The sequence below is a fragment of the Litoreibacter albidus genome (genome assembly GCF_900107015.1).
Lineage (GTDB): Bacteria > Pseudomonadota > Alphaproteobacteria > Rhodobacterales > Rhodobacteraceae > Litoreibacter > Litoreibacter albidus.
On sequence record NZ_FNOI01000003.1, the window covers coordinates 279,634 to 302,412 of the forward strand.

The 22,779-nt window shown below is 59.4% G+C and carries 19 protein-coding genes; 7 read left to right on the forward strand and 12 right to left on the reverse strand.

Translation table 11 applies throughout. From position 1 onward, the window contains the following. Nucleotides 1–4: 4 nt before the first annotated feature. Complete coding sequence (locus BLW66_RS09810; RefSeq protein WP_089946967.1) at nucleotides 5–664, forward strand: GntR family transcriptional regulator; 660 nt, start codon at nucleotides 5–7, stop codon at nucleotides 662–664. On the opposite strand, the gene BLW66_RS09815 is transcribed toward BLW66_RS09810, so the two are convergent. The 8 genes from BLW66_RS09815 to BLW66_RS09850 form a co-directional block, all read right to left on the reverse strand. Then, nucleotides 661–1,920: an ABC transporter permease gene (locus tag BLW66_RS09815; protein WP_089946968.1), complete on the reverse strand. Its 1,260-nt coding sequence runs from the start codon at nucleotides 1,918–1,920 to the stop codon at nucleotides 661–663. The genes BLW66_RS09810 and BLW66_RS09815 overlap by 4 nt on opposite strands. After that, the gene (locus BLW66_RS09820) at nucleotides 1,917–2,846 is read right to left on the reverse strand and encodes an ABC transporter permease (protein WP_244508609.1); all 930 of its coding nucleotides are present in this window, start codon (nucleotides 2,844–2,846) and stop codon (nucleotides 1,917–1,919) included. Before BLW66_RS09820 ends, BLW66_RS09815 begins: the two co-directional genes overlap by 4 nt. Before the next feature lie 4 nt (nucleotides 2,847–2,850). After that, nucleotides 2,851–3,963, reverse strand: coding sequence for an ABC transporter ATP-binding protein (locus BLW66_RS09825; RefSeq protein ID WP_089946969.1), 1,113 nt, complete (start codon nucleotides 3,961–3,963; stop codon nucleotides 2,851–2,853). Nucleotides 3,964–4,056: 93 nt separating this feature from the next. Further along, a complete protein-coding gene (locus tag BLW66_RS09830) occupies nucleotides 4,057–5,199 on the reverse strand; it encodes an extracellular solute-binding protein (protein WP_089946970.1) in 1,143 nt (380 codons plus the stop codon). Nucleotides 5,200–5,500: 301 nt separating this feature from the next. Beyond that, nucleotides 5,501–6,283, reverse strand: a complete 783-nt coding sequence (locus BLW66_RS09835; RefSeq protein ID WP_089946971.1) for an FAD binding domain-containing protein — start codon at nucleotides 6,281–6,283, stop codon at nucleotides 5,501–5,503. Between the two features lie 13 nt (nucleotides 6,284–6,296). After that, nucleotides 6,297–8,666, reverse strand: coding sequence for a xanthine dehydrogenase family protein molybdopterin-binding subunit (locus tag BLW66_RS09840; RefSeq protein ID WP_089946972.1), 2,370 nt, complete (start codon nucleotides 8,664–8,666; stop codon nucleotides 6,297–6,299). A gap of 24 nt (nucleotides 8,667–8,690) precedes the next feature. Next, nucleotides 8,691–9,176: a (2Fe-2S)-binding protein gene (locus BLW66_RS09845; RefSeq protein WP_089946973.1), complete on the reverse strand. Its 486-nt coding sequence runs from the start codon at nucleotides 9,174–9,176 to the stop codon at nucleotides 8,691–8,693. Between the two features lie 43 nt (nucleotides 9,177–9,219). Beyond that, on the reverse strand, nucleotides 9,220–9,741 hold the full coding sequence (locus BLW66_RS09850; RefSeq protein WP_089946974.1) for an SRPBCC family protein: 522 nt from the start codon (nucleotides 9,739–9,741) through the stop codon (nucleotides 9,220–9,222). 240 nt (nucleotides 9,742–9,981) lie between these two features. Between BLW66_RS09850 and BLW66_RS09855 the strand changes: the two genes are divergently transcribed. The 3 genes from BLW66_RS09855 to BLW66_RS09865 are packed head-to-tail and all read left to right on the forward strand — an operon-like array spanning nucleotide 9,982 to nucleotide 14,127. Further along, nucleotides 9,982–10,674: a response regulator gene (locus tag BLW66_RS09855; protein ID WP_089946975.1), complete on the forward strand. Its 693-nt coding sequence runs from the start codon at nucleotides 9,982–9,984 to the stop codon at nucleotides 10,672–10,674. 36 nt (nucleotides 10,675–10,710) lie between these two features. Continuing rightward, nucleotides 10,711–11,898, forward strand: a complete 1,188-nt coding sequence (locus tag BLW66_RS09860; RefSeq protein ID WP_089946976.1) for an FIST N-terminal domain-containing protein — start codon at nucleotides 10,711–10,713, stop codon at nucleotides 11,896–11,898. Between the two features lie 9 nt (nucleotides 11,899–11,907). Next, entirely contained in the window at nucleotides 11,908–14,127 is a 2,220-nt protein-coding gene (locus BLW66_RS09865; protein ID WP_089946977.1) for a hybrid sensor histidine kinase/response regulator, read from the forward strand. Here BLW66_RS09865 and BLW66_RS09870 read toward each other — a convergent pair. The 4 genes from BLW66_RS09870 to BLW66_RS09885 form a co-directional block, all read right to left on the reverse strand. Next, the gene (locus BLW66_RS09870) at nucleotides 14,124–17,177 is read right to left on the reverse strand and encodes an efflux RND transporter permease subunit (RefSeq protein WP_089946978.1); all 3,054 of its coding nucleotides are present in this window, start codon (nucleotides 17,175–17,177) and stop codon (nucleotides 14,124–14,126) included. The genes BLW66_RS09865 and BLW66_RS09870 overlap by 4 nt on opposite strands. After that, nucleotides 17,174–18,235, reverse strand: a complete 1,062-nt coding sequence (locus tag BLW66_RS09875) for an efflux RND transporter periplasmic adaptor subunit (protein ID WP_089946979.1) — start codon at nucleotides 18,233–18,235, stop codon at nucleotides 17,174–17,176. The genes BLW66_RS09870 and BLW66_RS09875 overlap by 4 nt, the downstream gene beginning before the upstream one ends. Further along, nucleotides 18,232–19,335, reverse strand: a complete 1,104-nt coding sequence (locus BLW66_RS09880) for an efflux RND transporter periplasmic adaptor subunit (RefSeq protein ID WP_089946980.1) — start codon at nucleotides 19,333–19,335, stop codon at nucleotides 18,232–18,234. The genes BLW66_RS09875 and BLW66_RS09880 overlap by 4 nt, the downstream gene beginning before the upstream one ends. Before the next feature lie 123 nt (nucleotides 19,336–19,458). Beyond that, nucleotides 19,459–20,178, reverse strand: a complete 720-nt coding sequence (locus tag BLW66_RS09885) for a DUF4123 domain-containing protein (RefSeq protein ID WP_089946981.1) — start codon at nucleotides 20,176–20,178, stop codon at nucleotides 19,459–19,461. Nucleotides 20,179–20,507: 329 nt separating this feature from the next. Between BLW66_RS09885 and BLW66_RS09890 the strand changes: the two genes are divergently transcribed. From BLW66_RS09890 to BLW66_RS09900, 3 genes are read left to right on the forward strand one after another with little or no spacing between them, the layout of a single operon-like run. Beyond that, nucleotides 20,508–21,155: a hypothetical protein gene (locus BLW66_RS09890; RefSeq protein WP_139254557.1), complete on the forward strand. Its 648-nt coding sequence runs from the start codon at nucleotides 20,508–20,510 to the stop codon at nucleotides 21,153–21,155. Beyond that, nucleotides 21,146–22,039 (forward strand): hypothetical protein, encoded by an 894-nt coding sequence (locus tag BLW66_RS09895; RefSeq protein ID WP_089946983.1) that lies wholly within the window; start codon nucleotides 21,146–21,148, stop codon nucleotides 22,037–22,039. The genes BLW66_RS09890 and BLW66_RS09895 overlap by 10 nt, the downstream gene beginning before the upstream one ends. 12 nt (nucleotides 22,040–22,051) lie before the next feature. After that, a complete protein-coding gene (locus tag BLW66_RS09900) occupies nucleotides 22,052–22,744 on the forward strand; it encodes a hypothetical protein (RefSeq protein WP_089946984.1) in 693 nt (230 codons plus the stop codon). The last annotated feature ends 35 nt before the right edge of the window (nucleotides 22,745–22,779 follow it).

Consider the following 22,779-nt stretch of genomic DNA (forward strand, 5'->3'; position numbering starts at 1 on the left):
CGGCATGGGGCTATCGCAAAGTGATCTCGCGCTGAGCCGCCTGCGTCAGATGGTGTTCAGTGGCGAATTGGCCCCCGGTTCCAACCATTTTGAGGCCGATCTGGCGGACCGTTTGGGGATGTCTCGCACACCCGTCCGCGAGGCTGCGTTGACCATGCAAGCGCAAGGACTGGTGGACGTGCAGCCTAGGCGCGGCGTTCGCATACGCCCTATCGCGGCGGAAGACATGGCCGACATCTACGACGTGCTTTGTGAACTCGAAAGCCTTGCCGCCGCCCGCGCAGCGGAGCGCGACTACGGCACGCAAGACCTGCAGGCCGCCCAAGACTGTATCGACGAAATGGACAGCGCCCTGTCGCGCCAAGACCGCGCTGCATGGGCGGATGCCGACGACAGGTTTCATATCGAACTGGTTCGCTTGGGGGGCAATGCCCGTGTGATGGAGATTGTCGCGCGTTACACGGATCAGGTGCGGCGCGCGCGCATGATGACCCTGCCACTACGACCGTTGCCCGTGCAATCGAACGAAGACCACCGTGCGGTGCTATGCGCGATCAAACGTGGTGACGCCGAGCAGGCGCGCGCGTTGCACCGTGCGCACCGCCAAGACGCGAGCACCCTGCTCACCGAACTGATCCGGCAATTCGGACTGCGCCGCCTCTAATCGCTGCTGAGGTTGTCCGGCGCGAAGACGTTACCAAAGGCCCCCGTCCCTGATTGCGGCTCGGGTTCATCGACCTTCTGCTCGGGCGCGTCGCCTGACAGATTGCCCGGGGCGAAAACATTGCCAAAAGCGCTGCTGTTATTCGGCGTTGCGGGTGCCGCGTTTGATGGTTGCTGCGCCGCTTTGGCGTCCTCTTTCTGGCGGCGGGTTTCCTTCAGCGCGTCGATGCGCTTTTGGATCTCGATCTGCTTGGCCTCACGGACCGCGATCTTGCAGGCCTCTGGGCTGTATCTTTGCGCGGTGCCAACCATCACGATCACCATGAAGGCGAGCAGCACCAACACCACGGCGGCGGGGTTTCCGGTTAGGAAGCTTGGCAAGATACCCGACTTTTGCGTGACGCCCCTGCCCTGCGCGGCAGCCAGCTTGCGGTCCTTGTTACGGTTGGCGGCTTCAAACGCCAGAGCCGCAAAAATGGTCAACACGATGATGATGAACGCCAAGGATGATATCGACGGGTTGATCCCCAGCCGCACCTTTTGCGCCAGCACCGTGGTTAGGGTTTTGTATTCCAGAATGGTGAAGGTCGTCGTGTTGTAGTTCTCAAAGGACGCCAGAAATGCCAGCACCGACGCGGAGGCGATTGCGGGTCTCATGAAAGGCAGCAACACCTTACGGAACGCTTGCGTGTGCGTAGCGCCCAAATCCAATGCCGCCTCTGTCAGGTCCGTGTCAAAGCGTTGTAGCCGTGCGACGAAAACCAACATGGTGTAGGATGCGATGAACGTCGATTGCCCAAGGATCGTCAGGAAAATCCCGTTGTGAAACAGCCCGTGCAGCAAAGAGCCGTCGCTGACCCCCAGAAACGCCCCAACCCTGTCCCAAAACACCAATGTGGAGATGCCGAGCACCACGCCCGGAATTAAGATCGGCGCGATGATCATCGTGTAATAGGTAGACCGCAGCTTGGGCCACACCTGCGTCAGCACGATTGACGCCGCCAGCCCCATCGACACCGACAAGATCACCGTCCCGATCCCGATAACGACGCTGTAGTAGATGCCGTCGCGGATGTGCTTATCGTTGAACAGCACCTCGAACCATTCGTAGGAGAAGCACGCCCAAGGGGACACCGCCGGAAAGCTGGCAGAGTTGAACGCGGTGAGGCTCATCACAACCAACGGGCCGAGCAGGTAGCTAAAAAAGATCAGCAGGTAAGCGCCAAGTGCGACACGGATCAAGTTGGCGGAGCTCATTTGCCGATGTCCCCCATGTTGACCTTGAACACCCGCATCACGGTCAGCACGATCACAATGGTAGAGACCAGCAGAACAATCGCGTAGGCCGCCCCCTGCTGCCAATTTAACGAGTCGTTAAACCATTGGTACACCAGCTGCGTGAACCAAAGGCTGCTTGGTCCACCCAGAATTTGTGGGGCCGCCAACGCGCCAGCGGACAGCATAAACACCATCGTCGCGCCGCTCACGATGCCCGGTTTGGCGTACGGGATCACGATGCGGCGGTGAATGTGAAGCCAACTGGCCCCCATGTCGCGCGCCGCCTCGATCTGGTTGCGGTCCAGACTTTCGATCACGTTATACATAGGGAACAGCATCAGCAGAATGTAGGCATACCCTAGCCCCGCGTAGAGCGCGATATCTTGGCGGATGAAGTCAATCGGCGCGCTGGTTAGATGCAGGAACATCAGCGCCTCGTTCAGCAATCCGCTGTCGCCGAAAATAATGCGAAGCGCGAAGGCGCGTAAGATTTCGTTGATCCAATACGGAATGATAAGCAGCACCACCAACAACCGCACAAAGCCGGAGCCTTTGGACTGCCCCAGAAAATACGCCAGCGGGTAACACAGGAAAATGTTGAAGATAGTGACCAGCATGGCGGCCAAAATAGTGCGCATGAAAACCTTGAGGTCGACGGTGTTGTAGGTTTGGTGCGAGCTGTCGGAGCCGTAAATCAGATGCTCGTAGTTGCTCAGGGTATAAACGTCTTTCGGGCCACCCACCTCGGCAGGCGGCAGGTTGTAGCGGAACGAATAGTCCAGCATCGACAGTTGCGGCAGGATGATCAGAAAGATCAGCCAAAACGCGACCAAGCCGATCAATGCGCTGCCCATCACGGCGCCGTTGTTCTTGAAAAACTGCGAGAAGATCATCGGTTTCTTCATCCCATTACTCCGACGCCAGTTCGCCCGCAGGCATCGCAACGGCATTCGAAGCGTCGTAGCGCAGCGACAAATTTTCACCCCGCGCGGAAATATGGTCCTGCCCCAGATTTGGCACAGACATCTTGATCATCTTGCCGCCGTCGCCCTCCAAGAAGACGCTGAATGAATTGCCCTCAAATTCCTCGTTCATCACGTTGGCGGTGATTGTCGTCTCACTGGCGGCATCGGTCGGGGCAAGTTCCAGCGCTTCGGGGCGAATGAACATCATCGCGTCATCCCCCACCTGCATTTTACCGACCTGCGCCGGAGTTATCCGCGACAGAAGATCACCGGATCGGTTGGTGCTGATGACCGCATTCGCGCCGTTAATGGATTTAACTTTACCACGGAACACGTTGTTTTCACCAACAAAAGATGCCACGAAAGGCGTCGACGGATCGTCGTATATGTGATGGCCCGTGTCTATTTGCTCAATCACGCCAGCCTTCATGACGGCGACATTGTCAGACATCGTCAGGGCCTCCCCCTGATCGTGGGTGATGTAGATAAAGGTGATGCCGACGCGTTTTTGTATCTCACGAAGCTCCGTCCGCATGTGTTGGCGCAGCTTCAAGTCAAGCGCCGAGAGCGGCTCGTCCAGCAGCAAAACATCAGGGTTCGCGCAGAGAGCGCGGGCGATGGCGACACGTTGCTTTTGCCCACCGGACAACTCGCTTGGAAGTTTGTCCCCCTGCCCGCCAAGAGCAATCATATCAAGCAACTCGTCGGCGCGTTTTCGCCGTTCGCCCGCGCTGGCACCTGCAACCTCCATGGAGAAAGCAATGTTCTCCCAGACCTTCATAAGCGGAAACAGTGCAAGGTTCTGGAAGATCAGCGCAGTGGGGCGTTTGTTCGGGCCGATGCCCGCCATATCCTTACCGCCGATGAGCACGCGACCCTCGCTTGGGTCCAGAAAGCCGGACACCGCGCGCAGGATCGTTGTCTTTCCGCAGCCTGACGGACCCAAGAAGGAAAAGAAGTCGCCGCCGTTGATATTTACATTGGCGTCTTTGACCGCCGTGAAGTCACCGAACCTGATCGTGATGTTCTCAAGATCAACCGCTACACCAGAACTCATGTAGTCATCCCTGTCTTTTATATGTCGCGGACCCTGTGCCGAGCCCTTGCGTGTCCGGCCACGCCTGATGTGGCCGGACAATGGTGCAACCGCTTAGGCGCTTTGGAATTTGTTCACAAATTCAGTGCGCACGTCAGCGTACCACGGGGCTTCTGCGGGCCACGCGTTGAGGTTGGCCAAGGCGTCGCCTGGATACGCTTCGGAGAAGTTCTTGGCGTAAGCCTCGCCCGCCAGCTTGTCCGCACCAAGGATTGGCGAGTTGTAGCCGTGCTTGTCGATCGCGGGGCCTGCGTTTTTCGGGTCGAACGCGTATTTAATCAGCTCGTAGGCTTGGTCGACGTTTTTGGCGCCCTTCGGCATTGCCAAGCCATCCACCCACGCCATCGCGCCCTCTTTCGGGGCTTGGTAGGTCACGGGCTCGCCCGCGGTTTTCAGCGCCAATGGTGGGCCGTCCCATGTTTGACCGACGACCACGCCGTCGTTCAACAACCCGTTCTTTTGGGTATCGGCGTCGTTCCAGATCAGCTTGAGGTTCTTTTTGCGCGCGATGCACCAGTCGGCGATCATACCCCACGTCTTGCGCATGTTTTCCTCGGACTCGTATGCCGCCCAGACAGACCCCGGGTCCATCGCGCCGGATGCTTCCATGTAAAGCCCCGCACAGAGCATGCCCGAATGGGCACGGATCATGGTTTTTCCTGCGTTTTCCTCGGACCAGATTTCGCCGTAGCTTGGCACGCCGGACCCGTCTGCCGGTGACCATTTGTCGATCCGCCACGACATGCCTTCCGTGCCCCAGATGTGCGGGATCCATGTGTTGCCAGCGCCGCCGAAGTCCCACGCATCAGGGCCGATCTTGGCCATCGCGGGGTTCGCCGCGTCGATAGGGATACGTGTCATGTCAAATGGTTGCAGCAGTTCCAGCGGCCCCCATTGAAGCGAACGGTTGTTGGTTGGTCCGATCAGGTCGGCGCCCGACCCTTGGGAGGCTTTCATCTTATTGATCAGCTCCTCATTGGAGCCAATGCCGATGTAATTCACCTTGATACCCGTATCAGCGGTGAAGTTGGCCAACATGTCTTCGGGCCAGTAGTCGGACCAATCCATCAACGTCATCTCGCCAGAGCTGGCGAAGGCCTTGGACACAAGTGCTGGGGACGCCAGTGCCGCAACACCCGCGACCGCACCTGACTTCAACATCGCACGGCGGCTAAGGTTGTGTTTGCTGTGTTTCATAATAGTTCCCTCTTGGAAATTTGTCCGCGCAACGTGAAGCTACGCCTTCTACAAAAGTCGCCCTCTTATGATCGGGGCTTTCTATGTCAGTTTTACGAGCGCGCGCAAAACTGGCGCGCGTATACCGCACGGCTTATCCTCGGATGATCATCCGCATCCATTTCACAGTCAACAAACCATTGAGGCCGCTACACCATCTGCCAGAAAATCAGGCGGAAACATTTGAAAACGTTTATGTTTTGACAAACGAAAAAAGGCCCCGCCGGTGTGGCAGGGCCTTCACAACAAGTCTGTAGGCCTTTTAGGCGGCGGCTTCGACGGCCCGTTTGGTCATAACCGCGACCAGATGCGCACGGTATTCGGCGGAGCCATGCAAGTCCGCGATCAGATCATCGGCGCTGACGCTCAACCCGTCCAATGCTTTGGCGGAGAAGTCTTTCGACAGCGCCTCCTCCGCAGCACTCCAGCGGTGAACGCCCTCATTTGACGCGCCCGTAACCGCCACGCGCACACCGTCCGCAGTCTTGGCCACAAACACCCCTACAAGCGCGAAGCGCGAGGCGGGTTGCACGAACTTTTGGTAGTTGGCCTTCTCGGGGATCGGGAACTTTACGGCCGTGACGATCTCCCCCTCGTCCAGCGCGGTCTCGAACATGCCGACGAAAAAATCATCCGCTGCAATCTCGCGGGCGTTGGTCACGATTGTCGCGCCCGATGCCAATGCAGCGGCAGGATAGCAGGCCGACGGGTCGTTGTTGGCCACGGAGCCACCGATGGTGCCGCGATTGCGCACCGCCGGATCACCGATGTTTGACGCCAAATCAGAGAGCGCCTTATAGCTGCCGTCACTCGCCACCTCGCCGTGGGTCACCCCACCGCCGATGGTCAGCACGCCCCCAGAGGAGGAAATGCCTTTCATTTCTGCCACTCCGGTCAAGGAGATCAGCTTCTCAGGGCTAGCCAAACGTTGCTTCAGCGTCGGGATCAGGGTTTGCCCGCCCCCCAGCGCTTGGGCGTCTTCATTGCTGAGTGCTGCAACGGCCTCGGCCAGTGTTGCAGGGCGCTCTATGTCAAATGCATACATGTGCGTTCTCCTCTCAAACGTTCTGCATGGCCGACCACACACGGTGTGGGGTCATTGGCATGTCGATATGGGTGACGTTTTTGCCGCCCGATTGCAACGCATCAATCACAGCGTTTACGACCGTGGGTGGTGACCCGATTGCACCTGCCTCACCGCAGCCTTTCACGCCTAGCGGGTTGTGCGTACAGGCCGTACCCTTGGAGTGATCGACCCCGTAGAACGGAACGTCATCCGCGCGCGGCATCACGTAATCCATGTAGGACGCGCTGAGCAATTGGCCGTTCTCGTCGTAGGTGGTGTTCTCCAGCAGCGCCTGACCGATACCTTGGCCCAAACCGCCATGCACCTGCCCTGTCACGATCATTGGGTTGATCACGTTGCCGAAGTCATCCACGGCTGTCATGCTTTCCACCGTAACCTTACCCGTGTCTGGGTCCACTTCGACCTCGCAGCAATACGCGCCCGATGGGTAGGTGAAGTTCGCCGGATCGTAGAACGCGGTCTCCTCCAAGCCCGGCTCGATGTCTTCCAGCGGGAACTCGTGCGGGATGTAGGCTTTCAGCGCCACCTCCCCGAAGGTCACCGATTTATCCGTGCCAGCAACCGAGAACACACCGTCCTTCAACTCGATGTCGCCGTCGGATGCCTCCAGCATGTGGGCCGCGATTTTCTTGGCTTTGTTGATGATCTTCTCCGTGGCGCGTACCACGGCGGAGCCGCAAACTGCCAAAGAGCGAGAGCCATATGTCCCCATCCCGAACGGGATCTTGGACGTATCGCCATGCACGATGTCGATGCTTTGCGGATCAATGCCCAGCATTTCTGCCACGACTTGCGGGAATGCGGTCTCGTGGCCCTGGCCATGAGAATGCGCCCCCACCATAACAGAGAGGTTCCCCGTCGCGTTCACTCGGACAGTTGCGGCGTCATAGAGACCGACCCGAGAGCCAAGCACACCTACAAGGTTCGACGGCGCAATGCCGCAAGCCTCAATATAGGCGTTCACCCCGAAACCGCGCAGTTTGCCCTTCTTCTCGCTTTCCTTGCGACGGGCCTCAAACCCAGCGACATCCGCGACCTTTTCCATCTGGTCCATCAGCGCGTCGTAGTTGCCGCTGTCGTATTCCAGCCCCGCAGCACTCGCGAAGGGGTATTGATCGGGCTTGATGAAGTTCTTGCGGCGCAGCGCAATAGGATCCATGCCGATTTCACGGGCGGCTTTGTCGATGACACGCTCCAACGAGAACGTAGCTTCCGGACGCCCTGCGCCCCGATAAGCATCCACGGGCGCGGTGTTGGTGAAGACCGCCTTCACGTTCACATAGACATTGGGAACAGTGTAGTTCCCCGCCATCAATGTGCCGTGCAGGAATGTCGGTGTCGCGGTTGCGAAGTTCGACAGGTAAGCGCCGACGTTGGCCAAAGTCTCTGTGCGGAAGGCCAGAAAATTGCCCTCCTCATCGAGTGCCAGTTCGATCTTGGTGACGTGGTCACGCCCGTGCGCATCGGTCAGGAAAGCCTCAGTGCGGTCGGCGGTCCATTTCACAGGACGCCCCAGCTTCTTGGCCGCAGCAAGCACCAATGCCTCCTCACCGTAGTGATAGATCTTGGAGCCGAAGCCGCCGCCCACATCTGGGGCGATCACGGTCAGCTTGTTCTCTGGAATGCCCAGCACGAAAGCCGAAATCAATAGCCGCGTCAGGTGCGGGTTCTGCGATGTTGTGTGCAGGGTGTATTCGTCATTGGCGCGGTTGTATTGCGCCATGGAGCAACGCGGCTCCATCGCGTTTGGCACCAGACGGTTGTTCACCAGCTCCAGCGTTGTGACATGATGCGCGCCCTTGATGGCGGCGTCAGTCGCGGCGCGGTTGTCTTCAATCCAACCCCAGTCAAAACACTGGTTGGTGCCGATTTCATCATGCACGTAATTGGTAGAAGACAACGCGTCCTTCATGTTGACGATGGCGGGCAGCTCTTCGATGTCGACCTCGATGGCTTCAACCGCGTCCTTCGCCTGCTCCACTGTTTCCGCAATGACGGCTGCGTAAGCGTCACCGACGTGGCGCACCTTGCCATGTGCCAGCACGGGGCGTTTGGGTTCCTTCATCGGCTCCCCATCGCGCGAGTTGATGAGCCAGCCAGCAGGGTTGCCGCCGACGTCAACAAAATCCTCACCTGTAAAGATCGCCAAGACACCGGGCATAGCGGCGGCGGCCGTTGTGTCGATGCTTTTGATCACACCGTTGGCCACAGTCGAGCGCGCAAACACCGCTGCCGTTTGGCCGAACATATTCATATCGTCGCAGTACTGACCGGTTCCTGTCAGGAAGCGGACGTCCTCGCGGCGGCGCGTTGGTGCGCCAATTCCACCGTCTTTGGGCATGAAAATTCCTCCCTTAATCTATTATTATTCGGCAGCGATGGCGCTGACGTCCTGTCCGGACGCCGCCATGATCGCCTTAACGATGTTGTGGTATCCCGTGCAGCGACAGATGTTACCCTCAAGATACTCGCGGACCTCGCTCACGCTTGGCTTCGGGTTGTCCTTCAGCAGCGCCGCAGCCGACATCACCATCCCGGGGGTGCAGAAGCCGCATTGCAGGCCGTGGTGCTCTTGAAACGCCGCTTGGATTACGTTGAGCGAACCATCTTCGTTGGCCTGCCCCTCAATGGTGGCCACTGTCGCGCCATTCGCCTCCGCGGCGAACATGGTGCAGGATTTCACCGCTTTGCCGTCCACATGAACCACACAAGCACCGCACTGCGAGGTGTCGCAGCCGATGTGCGTGCCCGTCAGGTGCAAGTCTTCGCGCAGGAAGGAGGACAGCAGCGTGCGCCCCTCCACCTCGCCCGAGACGGCTTTGCCGTTGATGGTCATCGTTACTTTGGTCATCCTATCCTCCCTTGGATATCTTTGTCTTGGGTGGGTGTGCTCGTCAGCTTACCAGCCGTTTGAACCAACCCTTTTTCTTGGTGTCGTCATTACCACCGGCCACGGCATCTTCCTCATCCGCGGTGGGGGCGCCGACGGCGTCCTGAAAGTTGTTGAAGAACTGATCGGCCATTTTCTTGGCAAACCCGTCGATAATGCGCGATCCCAGCTGCGCCAGTTTGCCGCCGACTTTGGCCTCCACATCGTAATGCAAAACCGTCATGTCGCCTTGGGCCTCCAAGCGCACATCCGCGCCGCCCTTGGCAAAGCCAGCAGCGCCGCCCTTGCCCTCACCGGAGATGGTCATGCTGGTCGGCGCAACCACATCCGTCATCTGAACCGCGCCCTTAAAGGTCGCCTTCACAGGCCCAACTTTCTGGACGACAGTGGCCTCGAATCCCTCCTCCGGCGAGCCCGCCATTTCCTGGCATCCCGGCACGCAGGCTTTCAATACTTCTGGGTCCAGCAAGGCGGCCCAGACAGTGGCTACATCGGCGTTGATTTCCCGGCTGTCACTCAAATTCATCGTAGATTCCGTTTCGTTGTTTTCACTAGCCTACGGTCGCGCCCTCCGTTTCGCTATGAGACTAAAGGCATAGACGCGGGCGCGGCATTCGCTGGGCGTGACGTCTTATGCAGACCGCCCTGACCAATTGATGGCGTCATCCCCGCATCATGGCAAGGGTGTAACCCCGTGTAGCACCTTTGGCGGCCTAAGACCTTTTGACAGGTGACCAACCACCCCGACCCGCGCTAGGGTCGTTTCATGAACGCACCTAGATCAGCCCCCCCTCCTCCAAGATTGCCGCAAGGTTGGGCTTTGATCATCGACGACCACCCCCTGTTTTGCGACGCGCTGGAGCTAACGTTGAAGTCCGTCGCCGACTTCAAAGAGGTCGCGACCACCGATTGCTTGGAAAGCGCATTGGCGCGGCTGGAAGGGCACCCGCCACCTGCGCTGATCCTGCTAGATCTGAACCTGCCCGATGTAAGCGGCTTGGACGGCCTCATGCGCTTGAAACGCCGCGCGGAGAAGTCGCCTATCGTTATCGTGTCATCTATGACCGACAATTCAATCATCAACGGCGCCATCGTTGCAGGTGCGTCCGGCTTCGTGCCTAAGCACAGCCGCCGTTCGGTATTTCGGGACGCGATTACCCACATAGCTGCGGGCGGGGTCTACAAACCGTCAGGATATGTGGAAGGCGCGGCATCCGATCAATCTGACGAAACGCTGTCGCGCTTGTCGTCTTTGACCAACCAGCAAGCTCGCATTCTGGAGCTGATCTGTGAGGGCAAGCTTAACAAACAAATCGCCTATGACCTGACGATCGCGGAAACCACCGTGAAGGCACATGTCACCGCGATCATGCGCAAGCTCGGCGTGCAAAGCCGGACGCAGGCCGTGCTCGTGGCGCAAGACGCCAAGTTCGCAAGTGTCTTGCCAAGCTCCGACTGAGCGCCCTATCCTCGCGCCTAGGGAGAACAATCTGACATGTTGGCTGACGCTGGGACAGAGTACGCACGCGCACGCAATGGGCACGCCCAATGCGAGATACTGCGCACGGCGCAGGTGCCATGGACCAACACTGCGCCCGCACGTCACCTGAAATCGGAACTGGGCTCGACGCCGTTCAGCTTGGTTGCACTATTCGTGACCCCGAATGCAGATTTCGCCAAGGTTGTCGCGGAGGCAGAGCAGTGCTTTCCGGATACCGACGTGGTGGCCTGCACCACCGCCGGTGAAATCGGAAACAGCGGCTACGACGACGGGTTGATCGTGGCTATTGGCTTCCCCGACACGGGGTTTTCGACCACGCCAGTGTTGATTGAGGACATTCAGCAGTTGCATGCCCAGCCCGTCATAGACCGCATCGCATTGGAGCGTTTGGCCCTGCAAGAGGGCAACCCCGACATGGCGCATGGCTTCGCTTTCTTGGTTGTCGACGGCTTGTCACTGAGCGAGGACACCTTGGCTGCCACCATCTCCCCCGCGCTGCGCGACATGCCTATATTTGGCGGCTCCGCCGGAGACGGCATTGATTTCAGCGAAACGCTGGTGGCACTGAACGGCAAGATCGCCCGCAACGCGGCTGTGCTGACGCTGATGCGCAGCAAGCACCGCGCGCAGGTGTTCAGCTTGGATCACCTTGTACCGACGGAGCAGCAAATGGTCGTGACCGAAGCCGACCCAGACCGGCGCATCGTAAAGTCCATAAACGCAGAACCAGCCGCCCGCGAATATGCGCGCATCGTCGGCAAGGATCCCGAGCAACTGGACCGCTTCACCTTCGCGTCGCACCCCGTTGTGGTCCGCATCGGCGGGTCACACCACGTGCGCGCGATCCAGCAGGTCAACGACGCGGGCGAGTTAGTGTTCTTCTCTGCCATTGATGAGGGCATGGTGCTGACCGTGGCGACACCGTCCAACATGGTCGAGCATCTCAGACGCAAAATGGAAGAGTTATCGCAAGACGGCGCGCCTGCGAATATTATCGGGTGTGATTGCATCCTGCGCCGGATCGAGGCGGAGCAGACCCAGATGAGCCGCGAATTGTCCGACATCCTGTCGACGCACCGCGTCACCGGATTTTCAACCTACGGGGAGCAAATCGGCCCCCTTCACGTCAACCACACCATGAGCGGCGTGGCCTTCTATCATGCCGACCCCACGCAGAAGTAGCCGCCTCAGATGTCCCTGATTAACCCCGCTGATACGCTGGAGCGCCAGAACGAAAAACTGCTGCAAATCGCGCAGTCGCTGATGCGCCGCGTGGAGCAAAAGAACGAACAGTCCGGCCTAGCCTACCAACAGTTCGAGCGGGCCGCGTTGCTGGAAACCCAAGTGCGCGAACGCACCCGCGATCTGGAACTCACGCTAGACCTGCTGCAAGATTCCAACGCACGGCTGGAAGTTGCAAACACAGAGACCGAAACTGCACGCGCCAACCTGACGGAAGCTATCGAGACCATCAACGAGGGCTTTGCCCTCTTCGACACCAACGACCGCCTGGTGCTGTCGAACAGCCGCTTTTGCCGCGATTTTCTGGACATCGAAGAACGTCTGGTCGCGGGCTTACCGTTTCATGACTACGTTTCCCTGATTTCCGGCAGCCGCTTCCTTGCCCTGCCCGATGGCACCACCGCGCCGGGATGGGCCACCCAGCGGATGCAGCGGCACGGTGACGAGCATGTGGTGTTCAACGTGCAACTGCTTTGGGACCGTTGGCTGCAAGTGAGTGAGCACCGCACGACCCGTGGCGGCACCGTGATTTTGCAAACCGACGTGACCGATATTATCCGCATGGAGCGCCAAGAGCGCGACAAGATGCGGGACCAGCAGGCCAAGATGTTGCAGGCGACACTGGATCACTTGAACCAAGGCGTGTGCATCTTCGACCACAATCAAACGCTTGTCGGCTGGAACAAGAAGATGGACGGGATGTTTGCACCGACGCGACGCCGCGCCGCCATCGGTATGGAATTTGCAACGTTACTGGACCGGCTCCGCGATGACCTTCAGTTTCATGATGGGTTTGACGCGGAACACCTGAGCAAATGGGCTGACCACTCGATCAGACGCCGCCCGATGGCCTTCGAAGTCAGCCGAAGCGACGGGCAGGTTTTCAATGTCTTTGCACAAGAAATGCCCGATGGGGGCTTCGTGATCAGCTTCACCGACGTCACGGCGGAGCGCGAGGCCGCGCGGGCGCTTTACGAGATGAACGAATTTCTCGAACGTCGCGTGAAGGACCGTACGCAGGAATTGGGCGTGGCCTTGGCAGAAGCGGAACGCGCCAACGCCTCCAAAAGTCGCTTCGTGGCCGCCGCAAGCCATGACCTGCTGCAACCGTTGTCTGCGGCCAAATTGTTTATGTCGTCCCTGCCCGACACCGTCGACAACCCTGACGCGCTACACATCATCGCCAAGACCGAAACTGCCCTGCAAAGCGCGGAGCAGATCATCGAGGCCCTGCTCGACATTTCCAAACTGGACGCGGGCAAGGCGGTGTTCAAAGAGCAGACATTCGGGCTATCGAAAATTTTCGACCCGCTGCGCGACGAGCTGTCCCCGCTCGCTGCGGCTAAAGGGATCCAGTTGCGGATCGTTGACAGCAACCTGACAGTCAAAAGCGACCCCGGCTATCTGCGGCGCATCGTGCAGAACCTTGTGTCGAACGCTATCCGCTATACGACGCATGGCCGCGTTTTACTGGGCGTCCGGCGGTGCGGGACGCATTTAAAGATCGAGACGTGGGACACGGGGCGCGGCATCGCGGAAAGCCAGCAGCGCACTATCTTTGAGGAATTTCAGCGGCTGGACGTGAACACCTCTGAGGCAGGTTTGGGCCTTGGGCTCGCCATTGTGGAGCGGGCGTGCAAGGGTTTGGGTCACGAGTTGAGCCTGTGGTCCGAACCCGATGTCGGCTCCTGCTTTTCAGTGACGGTTCCGATTGACGGCAGCACCCGGAAAACCGTGAGTGCGGGCGCTACAGACGCCCCTGCCAACCCCACAGATTTGACGGGGCTCTTGCTGATGTTGGTGGAAAATGACCCCCAATTGGCCAAAGCCATGTCGATGATGATCGAGCGGATGGGCGCGTCTGTAATCCACGCCTACAGCGCAGAAGAGGCCTTGAGCCTCTTGCACGAGATCGAGCTCATCCCCGACGCCATGCTTCTGGACTACCACCTTGGGTCGGGCCAAACGGGCACCCGTTTCTATGAGGAGGTGTCGAAGATACATCCTCATGTGCCCACCGCAATCGTCTCCGCCAACCGCTCTAGGGAGCTGAAGGACACCTGCAAACGCCTTTCGCTGCGGTTGATAGAGAAACCCATCAACCACGAACATTTGCGCGGTTTTTTGGATGAAATCCCCAAAGCCCGCTACAGCCAGCCGCAGCGCTAGGCGTTGGCTTCGCCCTCTTCACGCTTTACTTTGAACACCGCGAGGTAGAGCGCCGGCACAAAGACCAACGTGATCACGGTGCCCACGATAATTCCGCCCATCATGGCGAAGGCCATCGGCCCCCAGAATATTTGACGCGAGATCGGGATCAACGCGAGGCTGGCAGCCGCAGCGGTCAACAAGATCGGCCGCGCGCGGCTGTCACTGGCCTCAAACACCGCGTCCCATGCGCTGCGGCCCCTGCTGCGCAGCACCTCGATCTCGGACACCAAGATGATCGAATTGCGGATCAGGATGCCCATTAACGCAAGCACGCCCAAAATTGCCACGAAGCCAAGCGGCGCGCCGGATAGCCCCAATGCCACGACCACGCCGATAAGCCCCAAGGGGGCGACGCAGAGCACGACGAATGCCAACCGGAAGCTTTGCATCTGGATCATCACCAAGGTCACCATCACCAGCAGCATCATCGGCACCACTGCCGCGATGGGGGCTTGGCTTTCCTCACTGGATTCCACCGCACCACCGACCTCAACCTTGTAGCCCAGAGGCAAAGCGTCGCTGAATTCGGCGATCTGGTCCGTCAGGCCGGTGACAACCGTCGCGGGCTGGTCCTTGGTGGAAATACTCGCTTTCACTGTGATCGTTGGCATCCGCGTGCGTTGGTGAATGATCGGCTGCTCTGTCCCATACTCAAACGTCGCGACCGAGCGCAGCGGAATGGTTTTCCCGCTGGAAAGCGCCAACTGCAATCCGGCCAGTGCTTCCACCGAATGGCGCGAGGCCTCGTCGCCGCGTGCGATGATGTCGACCAGATAAGCCTCGTCGCGCAGCTGTGTCAGCTTCGTCCCGTCGTAGATTGCGTTCAGCCCCGCCGCGATATCACGCTGCGACACCCCTAGTTGGCGAGCCTTGTCCTGCAGGATGTTCACACGAACCACCCGTGCTGGTTCGTTCCAATCCATAACAGTGTTTGCCGTGCGGGCATCCGACGACACCAAAGCCGCGAGCTCACGCGCATGATCCCGTAGTATCCCGATATCCGGCCCGCTGATGCGGTACTGCACGGGGCGGCCAACAGGCGGGCCAACTTCCAATAGCTTCACGAAAACATCCGTCCCCGGAAACTTGTTTTCCGCGATGCCGGTGATCTGCGCACGCAGGGCGTCGCGATCCTTAACGGAGGGCGTTTGAATCACGATCTGCCCCAGATTTGGCGCAGATGTCAGCGTGTCAAACGTAAGGATAAAGCGCGGCGCCACGCGGCCCACGTAGGACGTGTAGAACTTGACATGATCGCTGCCGTCCAGATGCTGCTCCATCTGGGCCACCTGCGCCTGCGTTTCCGCGATGGAGGCGTTTTGGGGCAGGTTCAAGTCTACAACCAGTTCAGGACGGTCAGAGTTCGGGAAGAATTGCTGCTCCACAAAGCGCATGCCCCAGATAGACAGGGCGAAGGCCGCAACCGTCAGCCCGATGGTCAGCCAGCGAAAGCGCATGGCCCCGCGCAACACCTTGTGAAAAGCCCGCGTGGGGCGGCTGGGGCCTTTGTCCTCATGCTTCCATTTGGCGGGTAGCAAGGTCACGCCAAGCAGCGGCGCAAACAGAACCGCGACGACCCAGCTAACCAGCAAGGACACGCCAATCACCACGAACAGGGAAAACGTGTATTCCCCCGCAGAGGAGGTGTTCAGGCCAATCGGGATAAACCCTGCGACGGTCACCAAAGTCCCCGACAGCATCGGGAACGCGATAGATGTCCACGCGTAGGAGGCCGCTTTCGTCAGGCTTTCGCCGCGTTCCAATCGGGTGATCATGGTTTCGATCGCGATCATCGCGTCGTCTACCAGCAAGCCCAAGGCAATGATCAGCGCCCCAAGCGAGATACGTTGCAGCGTCACGCCCGTGTAGTCCATCACCACGAAGGTCACAGCCAACACCAGCGGGATGGTCAGCGCCACCACAAGCCCCGCCCGCATGCCGAGACTTACAAAACTCACGGCCAGAACGATTAGCACGGCCTCAACCAATGCTTGGATGAAATGCCCCACGGACTCGTCCACCACATGCGGCTGGTCAGCCACTTGGTAAATGTCCACGCCGATGGGCAGCGCATCTTGCGCCTGCGCCATGACGTCCGCCAGATCAGCGCCAAACGTCAGGATATTCGCCCCTTGGCGCATCCCGACGGCCAGCCCGATGGCCTCTTGACCGTTGTAGCGAAACAGCTCTGACGGCGGGTCTTGGTATCCGCGCCGGATATCTGCCACATCCGTCAGCCGGAAGAAGCGGCCGTCCACGCGCAGATTGATATCCGCAAGGCTATCGGCATCAGTAAACTGCCCGCCAATCCGGACCAAAACCCGCTCCGCCCCCGCGTCGATCACGCCCGACGGCAAGATCGCGTTCTGTGCGGCCAATGTCGCTTGCACCGCCTGTTGGTTCAGCCCAAGCGCCGCAAGGCGCTCCGTCGAAAACTCGAGATAGATCGCCTCGTCGCGGGTGCCGAATATCTCGATCTTGCCAGCATCGTCCAAGGCCTGAATATCACGCCGGATGTTTTCGACATAATCGCGCACTTCGCGTGGGGAGTAGCCATCTGACGTGAACGCATAAAGGTTGCCGAACACATCGCCGAAGTTGTCGTTAAAGGTGAAGCCCGCGAATTCTTCCGGCAGTTCCCCGCGAATATCGCCCATCATATTGCGCACGCGCTGCCAGATACGCGGCAATTCAGGCGCCTTGGTGGATGCCAACAGGTTCACATAAACAACGACCTGTCCGGGCTTGGTTTCAGACCGTGTGTAGTCCAGCTCCGGCAAGTCTTCCAACTTCTTCTCAATCCGGTCAGTGACTTGCGTACTGGTTTCCCGCACATCTGCACCGGGCAAAGCGGCGGCGATGACCATCGTTTTAATGGCAAAATTCGGGTCTTCCTCGCGGCCGATGTTCATATAGGACAACGCACCTGCGATGACCGAAACGATCATCAAGAACCACACGAAGGACCGATGGTTGAGCGCCCAATCGGACAGGTTGAACGACTTCATTGCGTCACGCGTGGGCCAACGATTTGCCCATCCTCTAGTGAATTTATGCCCTTGGTGATCACCTCGTCACCGGCTTTGAGCCCGTCTGTGATCTGAACCCGCGAGCCTATGGATGTCCCTAAAGCAACAGGCACGCGGCGCACGGCGTTGGTGGTGCGATCGACGACCCAGACGAAAGGTGATGTGTCAAAATCGCGGATCGCCGAACGGGCAAGGCTCACCCCAAGCTGCGCATTTGCCGACGGCACCACGCGCACCAATGCGCCCAGCCGGAACCCTGTGGGGGGCTCCGTGAGTGTCAGATGAACCTGCCGCGTGCGTGTGGAGGCTGCGGCGACCGGATCAATCCGCGTCAGGGTGGCTTTCGCTGTGATATCCGCGTTGGCGGTCAGGCTGGCATCAAAGACTGTGCCGACGGTTAATCCTGCAACGTCTTGCTCTGTCAGGTCGATTGTAATCTCGCGCCCCTCAGCGCCTGCAAGGCGCAGGACGGACTGCCCAGCCACCAAAGAGGCCCCTGCCTCCTCATAGACCAGCGTGATGACGCCATCCTGAGGTGCCGTCATCGTGGCGAAGCTGCGCATGTCGTTGGCTTGCTCCAAAGTGGCCTGCGCTTGCTCGAACCGTGCCTCGGCTGCCGTTAGCGCGCGTTGCGCGTCCTCGAGGCTGGTTTCGCTATCAACCCCGCGCCCGAGCAGTGCGCGCGCACGGGTGGCGGCATCTTGCGCGGAGCGCAGCTGCGCGCGGACAACCGTGACGCCCGCTTGCGCCGTTCTCACGTCGGCATCTAGGTCTTCAGGGTCAAGCTGGGCGAGGATGTGACCCTTTTTGACCAAATCGCCGACGCCCACGGGGCGCTCAACGATGGTCCCGCTGAGCGGAAACCCTAAATCAATCTCCGCCTTCGCCGAGACAACACCCACGAAGCTGGATTTGAGCCCCGCCCGCATATCCACCAGTTCCGACACCACCGGACGCGCGGCAGACGCGCGCGTGTTGTCTGATTGGTCCGCAAAAGCGGGAAGCGCCATCAGGCACAGGGCCAGAGCAAATCTCATTGCGTGATCTCCGCTTGGCGCACGATGCGCCCAGAATACAAAAGCTGCGCGCCGCGCGCGACGACCAGTGTGCCGTCCTCCAGCCCATCCGCGACAATGATGCGGCCCGTCTCGAAGCGGTCGATGGTGATCTGCCTGACGGACACTGCCATCGTGTCAGGATCGACAACCCAGACGGCTGGGCCATCCGCAGTTGCCGACATCGCGGTGTGGGGCAGCGTTATATGCGGGGGGCCTTCCGTCGTTGCCGTGCCCAGTACCGCGTCGCCGTAGTTAACGCTGCTTGGCGGATCAATGATCGACACGGTTATGGCGACGGTGCCCTTCGTCGGATCGACCAAGGGCGAGATTTCACGGGTACGCCCCTCAAATGTCGGGCCAGTGCTGTCGATCAGCTCCAGACTAACAGTCTCGATAGGATACCCTTGCGTCATCAATACTTCGGGGACATCAAAAATGGCGTCGATCCCCTCCCCCAACGCCAGCTCCAACACCGGTTGTGCGGAGCCCACGACTTGCCCCGGCTCTACCGCGCGCTTGATAACGGTAGCGGCCATCGGTGCCAGCAGCACCGTTTCACTCAGCGCTTTCTCGGCACGCTCCAAGTCGGAGCGTGCTTGTGCCAAAGTTGCCTCCGCAATTCGCAAAGCGTCTTGCGCGCTATCGCGCCGGATGCGCGTGGTGGCCCCGCGCTCCAGCAGCGCCGTTTGGCGGTCTAGGTCTTCTATAGCTTGGGCGTGGTCGGCTTTGGCCGTCGACAAGCCCGCCTCCGCGGCGCGCAACGCCTGCTGCTGCTGCACGGCTTCCATGCGCACCAACGGGGCGCCTTTGTCCACCACATCGCCCTCTTCCACCAACACCTGCGAGATACGACCACCTTGAGGGAAAGACGCATTCAACTGATCGCGCGCTACTATTTCGCCGGTCAAGGTCTGGCTTCGGGTGTCAGCGACAGTGGCGGTTGTGACAATTTCCACCGCCAGCGGCGCGTCTGCAGCCACAGGCGCGGTGCAAAGGGTCAAAGCAAGAAGCGCGCGAAACAACATAGGCATGGCCACCTGATCCTGTGAAAACCTGTCGGTCACTGTCGCATATCGCATGCGGCAGAGTCCTGCGAAAATAGAGAATTCACGTCTATACGCACCGTTTACACGGGCGCAAGCAAATAAGTGTACCGATCAGTTTAGTTGCGTGGGGCGTATTAGCCGCTAGCTTTGTGCTGCTTACGCCTCTTCCAGCGAATAGACTTCGGCCTTCCAAGCCGCCGCACCGCGGTAAACTGCGACGATGCTGGCGATACCGCGGAAGAACTGGGTAAGCTGGTTTTGTGACATAGCCTCCAGCACACCCGATAGGTTGCGCCCTTCCCAGAAACGGAAATAGTACCACTTCCCAGCGTCGTCGCTGACGCGGGTATATTTACGCAAGTGGCCCCAAAGCGTGTCCATATCCGCGCGGGAGCGAATGAATATCCCCGGCTCCTTGTGGCAAAGGTGCATGGTCGCCATCTCCTGCGCTACGTCAGGCAGGTGGGTTAATAGCACCCGCGTGAACCGCGCGTCTTGATCCAACTCGACCAGATACGGCAGCACGTCGCCCAACTCCTCCGCGACCTCCCCCTTTAAAAGGCACCGCCACGGCAGGTCACATGCCTCCACCACGCTGCGCCCCTGCACCAGCTTTGCCGTGTCTATAACGACATAGGTTTTCATCGGTGGCACGGCGATCTTGTCGCCGTATTCCGCGATCTCTGCCGCCGTCGGCTCTGGCTGAGCGAACAGCGCGTCTAGCAAAGTGTCAGGCACCGTTTTCAGCGGCCAAATCCCCGTCTGGCTGTCCAGTGGCACGACATCGGGAATTGGGGTCTGCTGAAGGCAAACGGCAGTGGGGATAACGGGCGTGATCCCTGCGACAACGGTGGTTTGTCCTGCGGCTGGGGGCATCTGGCAACTCCTTGGTGACCGCTGCACGCGCAGCGTCTTGGTCGTTCGGGTATGGCTATTGTGCACGGTCACGCGCCGTATGGCTATCGTGTTCACGCTTATCTCACAGGGTATGTTCGTTGATTTTTGCGTCCTGTTCCGGTAGGGTTTAGGGACAGATTTTAGTTTTCGTTCTTGAATATCTTTTTTGACATAGCGGCGTTTGAAGTCGCGCCTTGGGATTTATCATGCGTATATCCGAAGACCAATTTGCAAGCCTCCAGACATTTTCTAGGGAGCGCTTTGAAACAGAACTTGCTGACTGGTTGCGCGTAAATCGGGCGGCCTACGTGGATGATTTGACCCCGTCGCAGCTGAACCGCGTCGCCAAGGCCGTATGCGCGCGCTGCGACGCGTTGGAGCTGTTCGGCGAAGACGCCACCCGCGCCTTTGGCTCTGCAGCAACGGTATACGGCGTCTACTCAGAAACGGATCCGCTGTTCGAAGACATTTACTACGCCACACTACCGCGCGCAGGTGCGCGTATCCCGCATAAGGCGGCGGGTATCTGGGACGGGTTGGTCAAAGTGCTGGACGCGGAGTTCTCAACACGCAGCGGCATAGAGTTGATGAACTCCCTTGAGCAGGCGTTTTGCGGGGACAGCTACCCCGACCTGCCCGCAATGGAAGTGTTGCAGACCTATTTCCCCGAGCGTTTCGCCCGACTGACGCCCTCCCAGATCAAGGCGCATCTGGCGCACTCCGACTATCAAGCCAAACGGCTGGGGTTGGAGCAGCCGATGGCGCTGCGCTTTCACCGCGATGTGGGGCTCTTACTGGGGGCTTATTTCTCGATCGACCCGCTTTACCCGTGGGCACAAAAAGCCTTTGCCCACGCAGGCGACGACATGGCGAAGATATCGCGCCTACGTGCGGCGCTCACGCACATCGTTCGCCAAACCCAAACACCCAGCGCAGGAGAGCCATCATGTGCCTAGCAGGCTGCACCTCAGACAGCGGTAACGAGACAGCGTCCCAAAGCGCGCCGCCCGAAACAACAACGCCTCCGTCAGCGGGCACCGGCACGTCCAACGGCGGCGCCACCGCCACCTGTGAGCCGTTCGTGATCACGTCCGAGACCGTCGCCACAACGCCCGGTGCGCGGACGCGAACACGGATCGGCATTGGCGAGGAGGTCGACTTGGCCACAGATCCCGTCACCACCGTGACTTGGACCATCGTGTCCGACAACGGCCAGAAAGGCACGCTCAGCACCGCGTCGGGCAGCACGTCGCAATATACAGCCTGTGACCGCGCGAAGTCCGTCACCATCAAGGCAGAAAGCGCGTGCGGACGGACAGACACCCAAACGTTTACGGTAGTCGAGCCATCCGACGGGCGGTTCACTGCGGAAACTGACGTCTCAGCCATTACGCCGCCAACAATCAAAGTCGGTTTCCAGGCTGCCCCTGGAATAATGCCTAATGACGTGTCCTTTTATAACTGCGATCTGCGCGAGGGCGTTTGTGCGGCGATCACCTCAGGTGTGTTTCTCAGAACACCGCCGCCGAACCACGCCGACACAGGACAATGGCTTCCCCTCACATCAACAGTTGGACCAGATGGCACCGAGTTTTCCGGACATGATACAGTCACCGGCACACGCCTCCTCTCTCAGTTTCCACAGAACGGCACAACGGACGGTCTGTTTCACTGGCCAATTCCGTGGCGATTACAGGTACGTGGCGGGGGCACCAACGGTGGGCTTGTGTTCGACACCGTAGACCATGAACTTACTTATACCGCCTCAACGCGGTTAATGAAGATGCAAAAGGCCAATCGCAGCGCTCAACTAACAGTTCCACAACCAACAGTTCCATAGGAAAGCACGCATATGACCTACTACGCCGATTTGACCCGCGAAATCGCGATGATTTGTCTGAGCATGTCCCTAGGAAACGCCGAGGGGTTTGTGCAAGACGTGGAGATCAGCAAGCTCTCAAAGACGGAGTACATCGCCGTGCTCGCCGCGTCGGCGGTGCGCATCGGGGGCTGCGCGAACTACGACCCCGCGTCCGCCTTCGCTGCCGCCTCGCGGGTGACGGAGCGCGCGTTGGCCACCTACGACCCCGCCAGTGGCGACCAAACGCTGGACCTCATGGGGTTGATGACCAAATACATGCGCTATCCCGACAGCAGCTTTCAGCAAGACCACGCGGCGCAGCTTGAGGTGTTCGAAGTCTGGATCGACACATGGGCGAAGGCCGAGGCACATATCGACCCCAGTTGGTCACCCAGCGACAGCTTTCCACCTTTCGAGCATCCCGATGTCATCGACGGTCAGGGCGCCGATGACATCCAGAACGCCGACTTGAAAAGCGCCTATGAGACACATCTGGCGAACAAGCAAACGTTTCTGACGCGCCACCGCAATCAGTCGCTCCTGCGCCGCGCGTTGGACCAGCATGGCGATGCCTTCGTGCGCTACGCCGAAGACCTTGGAAAACTGCCGGAGCTCTCGGACCGCTTGAAGGCCTTGGCCGACCGCGTGAACGCGCCAATGTTGGTGGCTGCCCTTACCAAGTAATCCGTATGCCATGCCCTCGCGTCACTGCGCTAAAA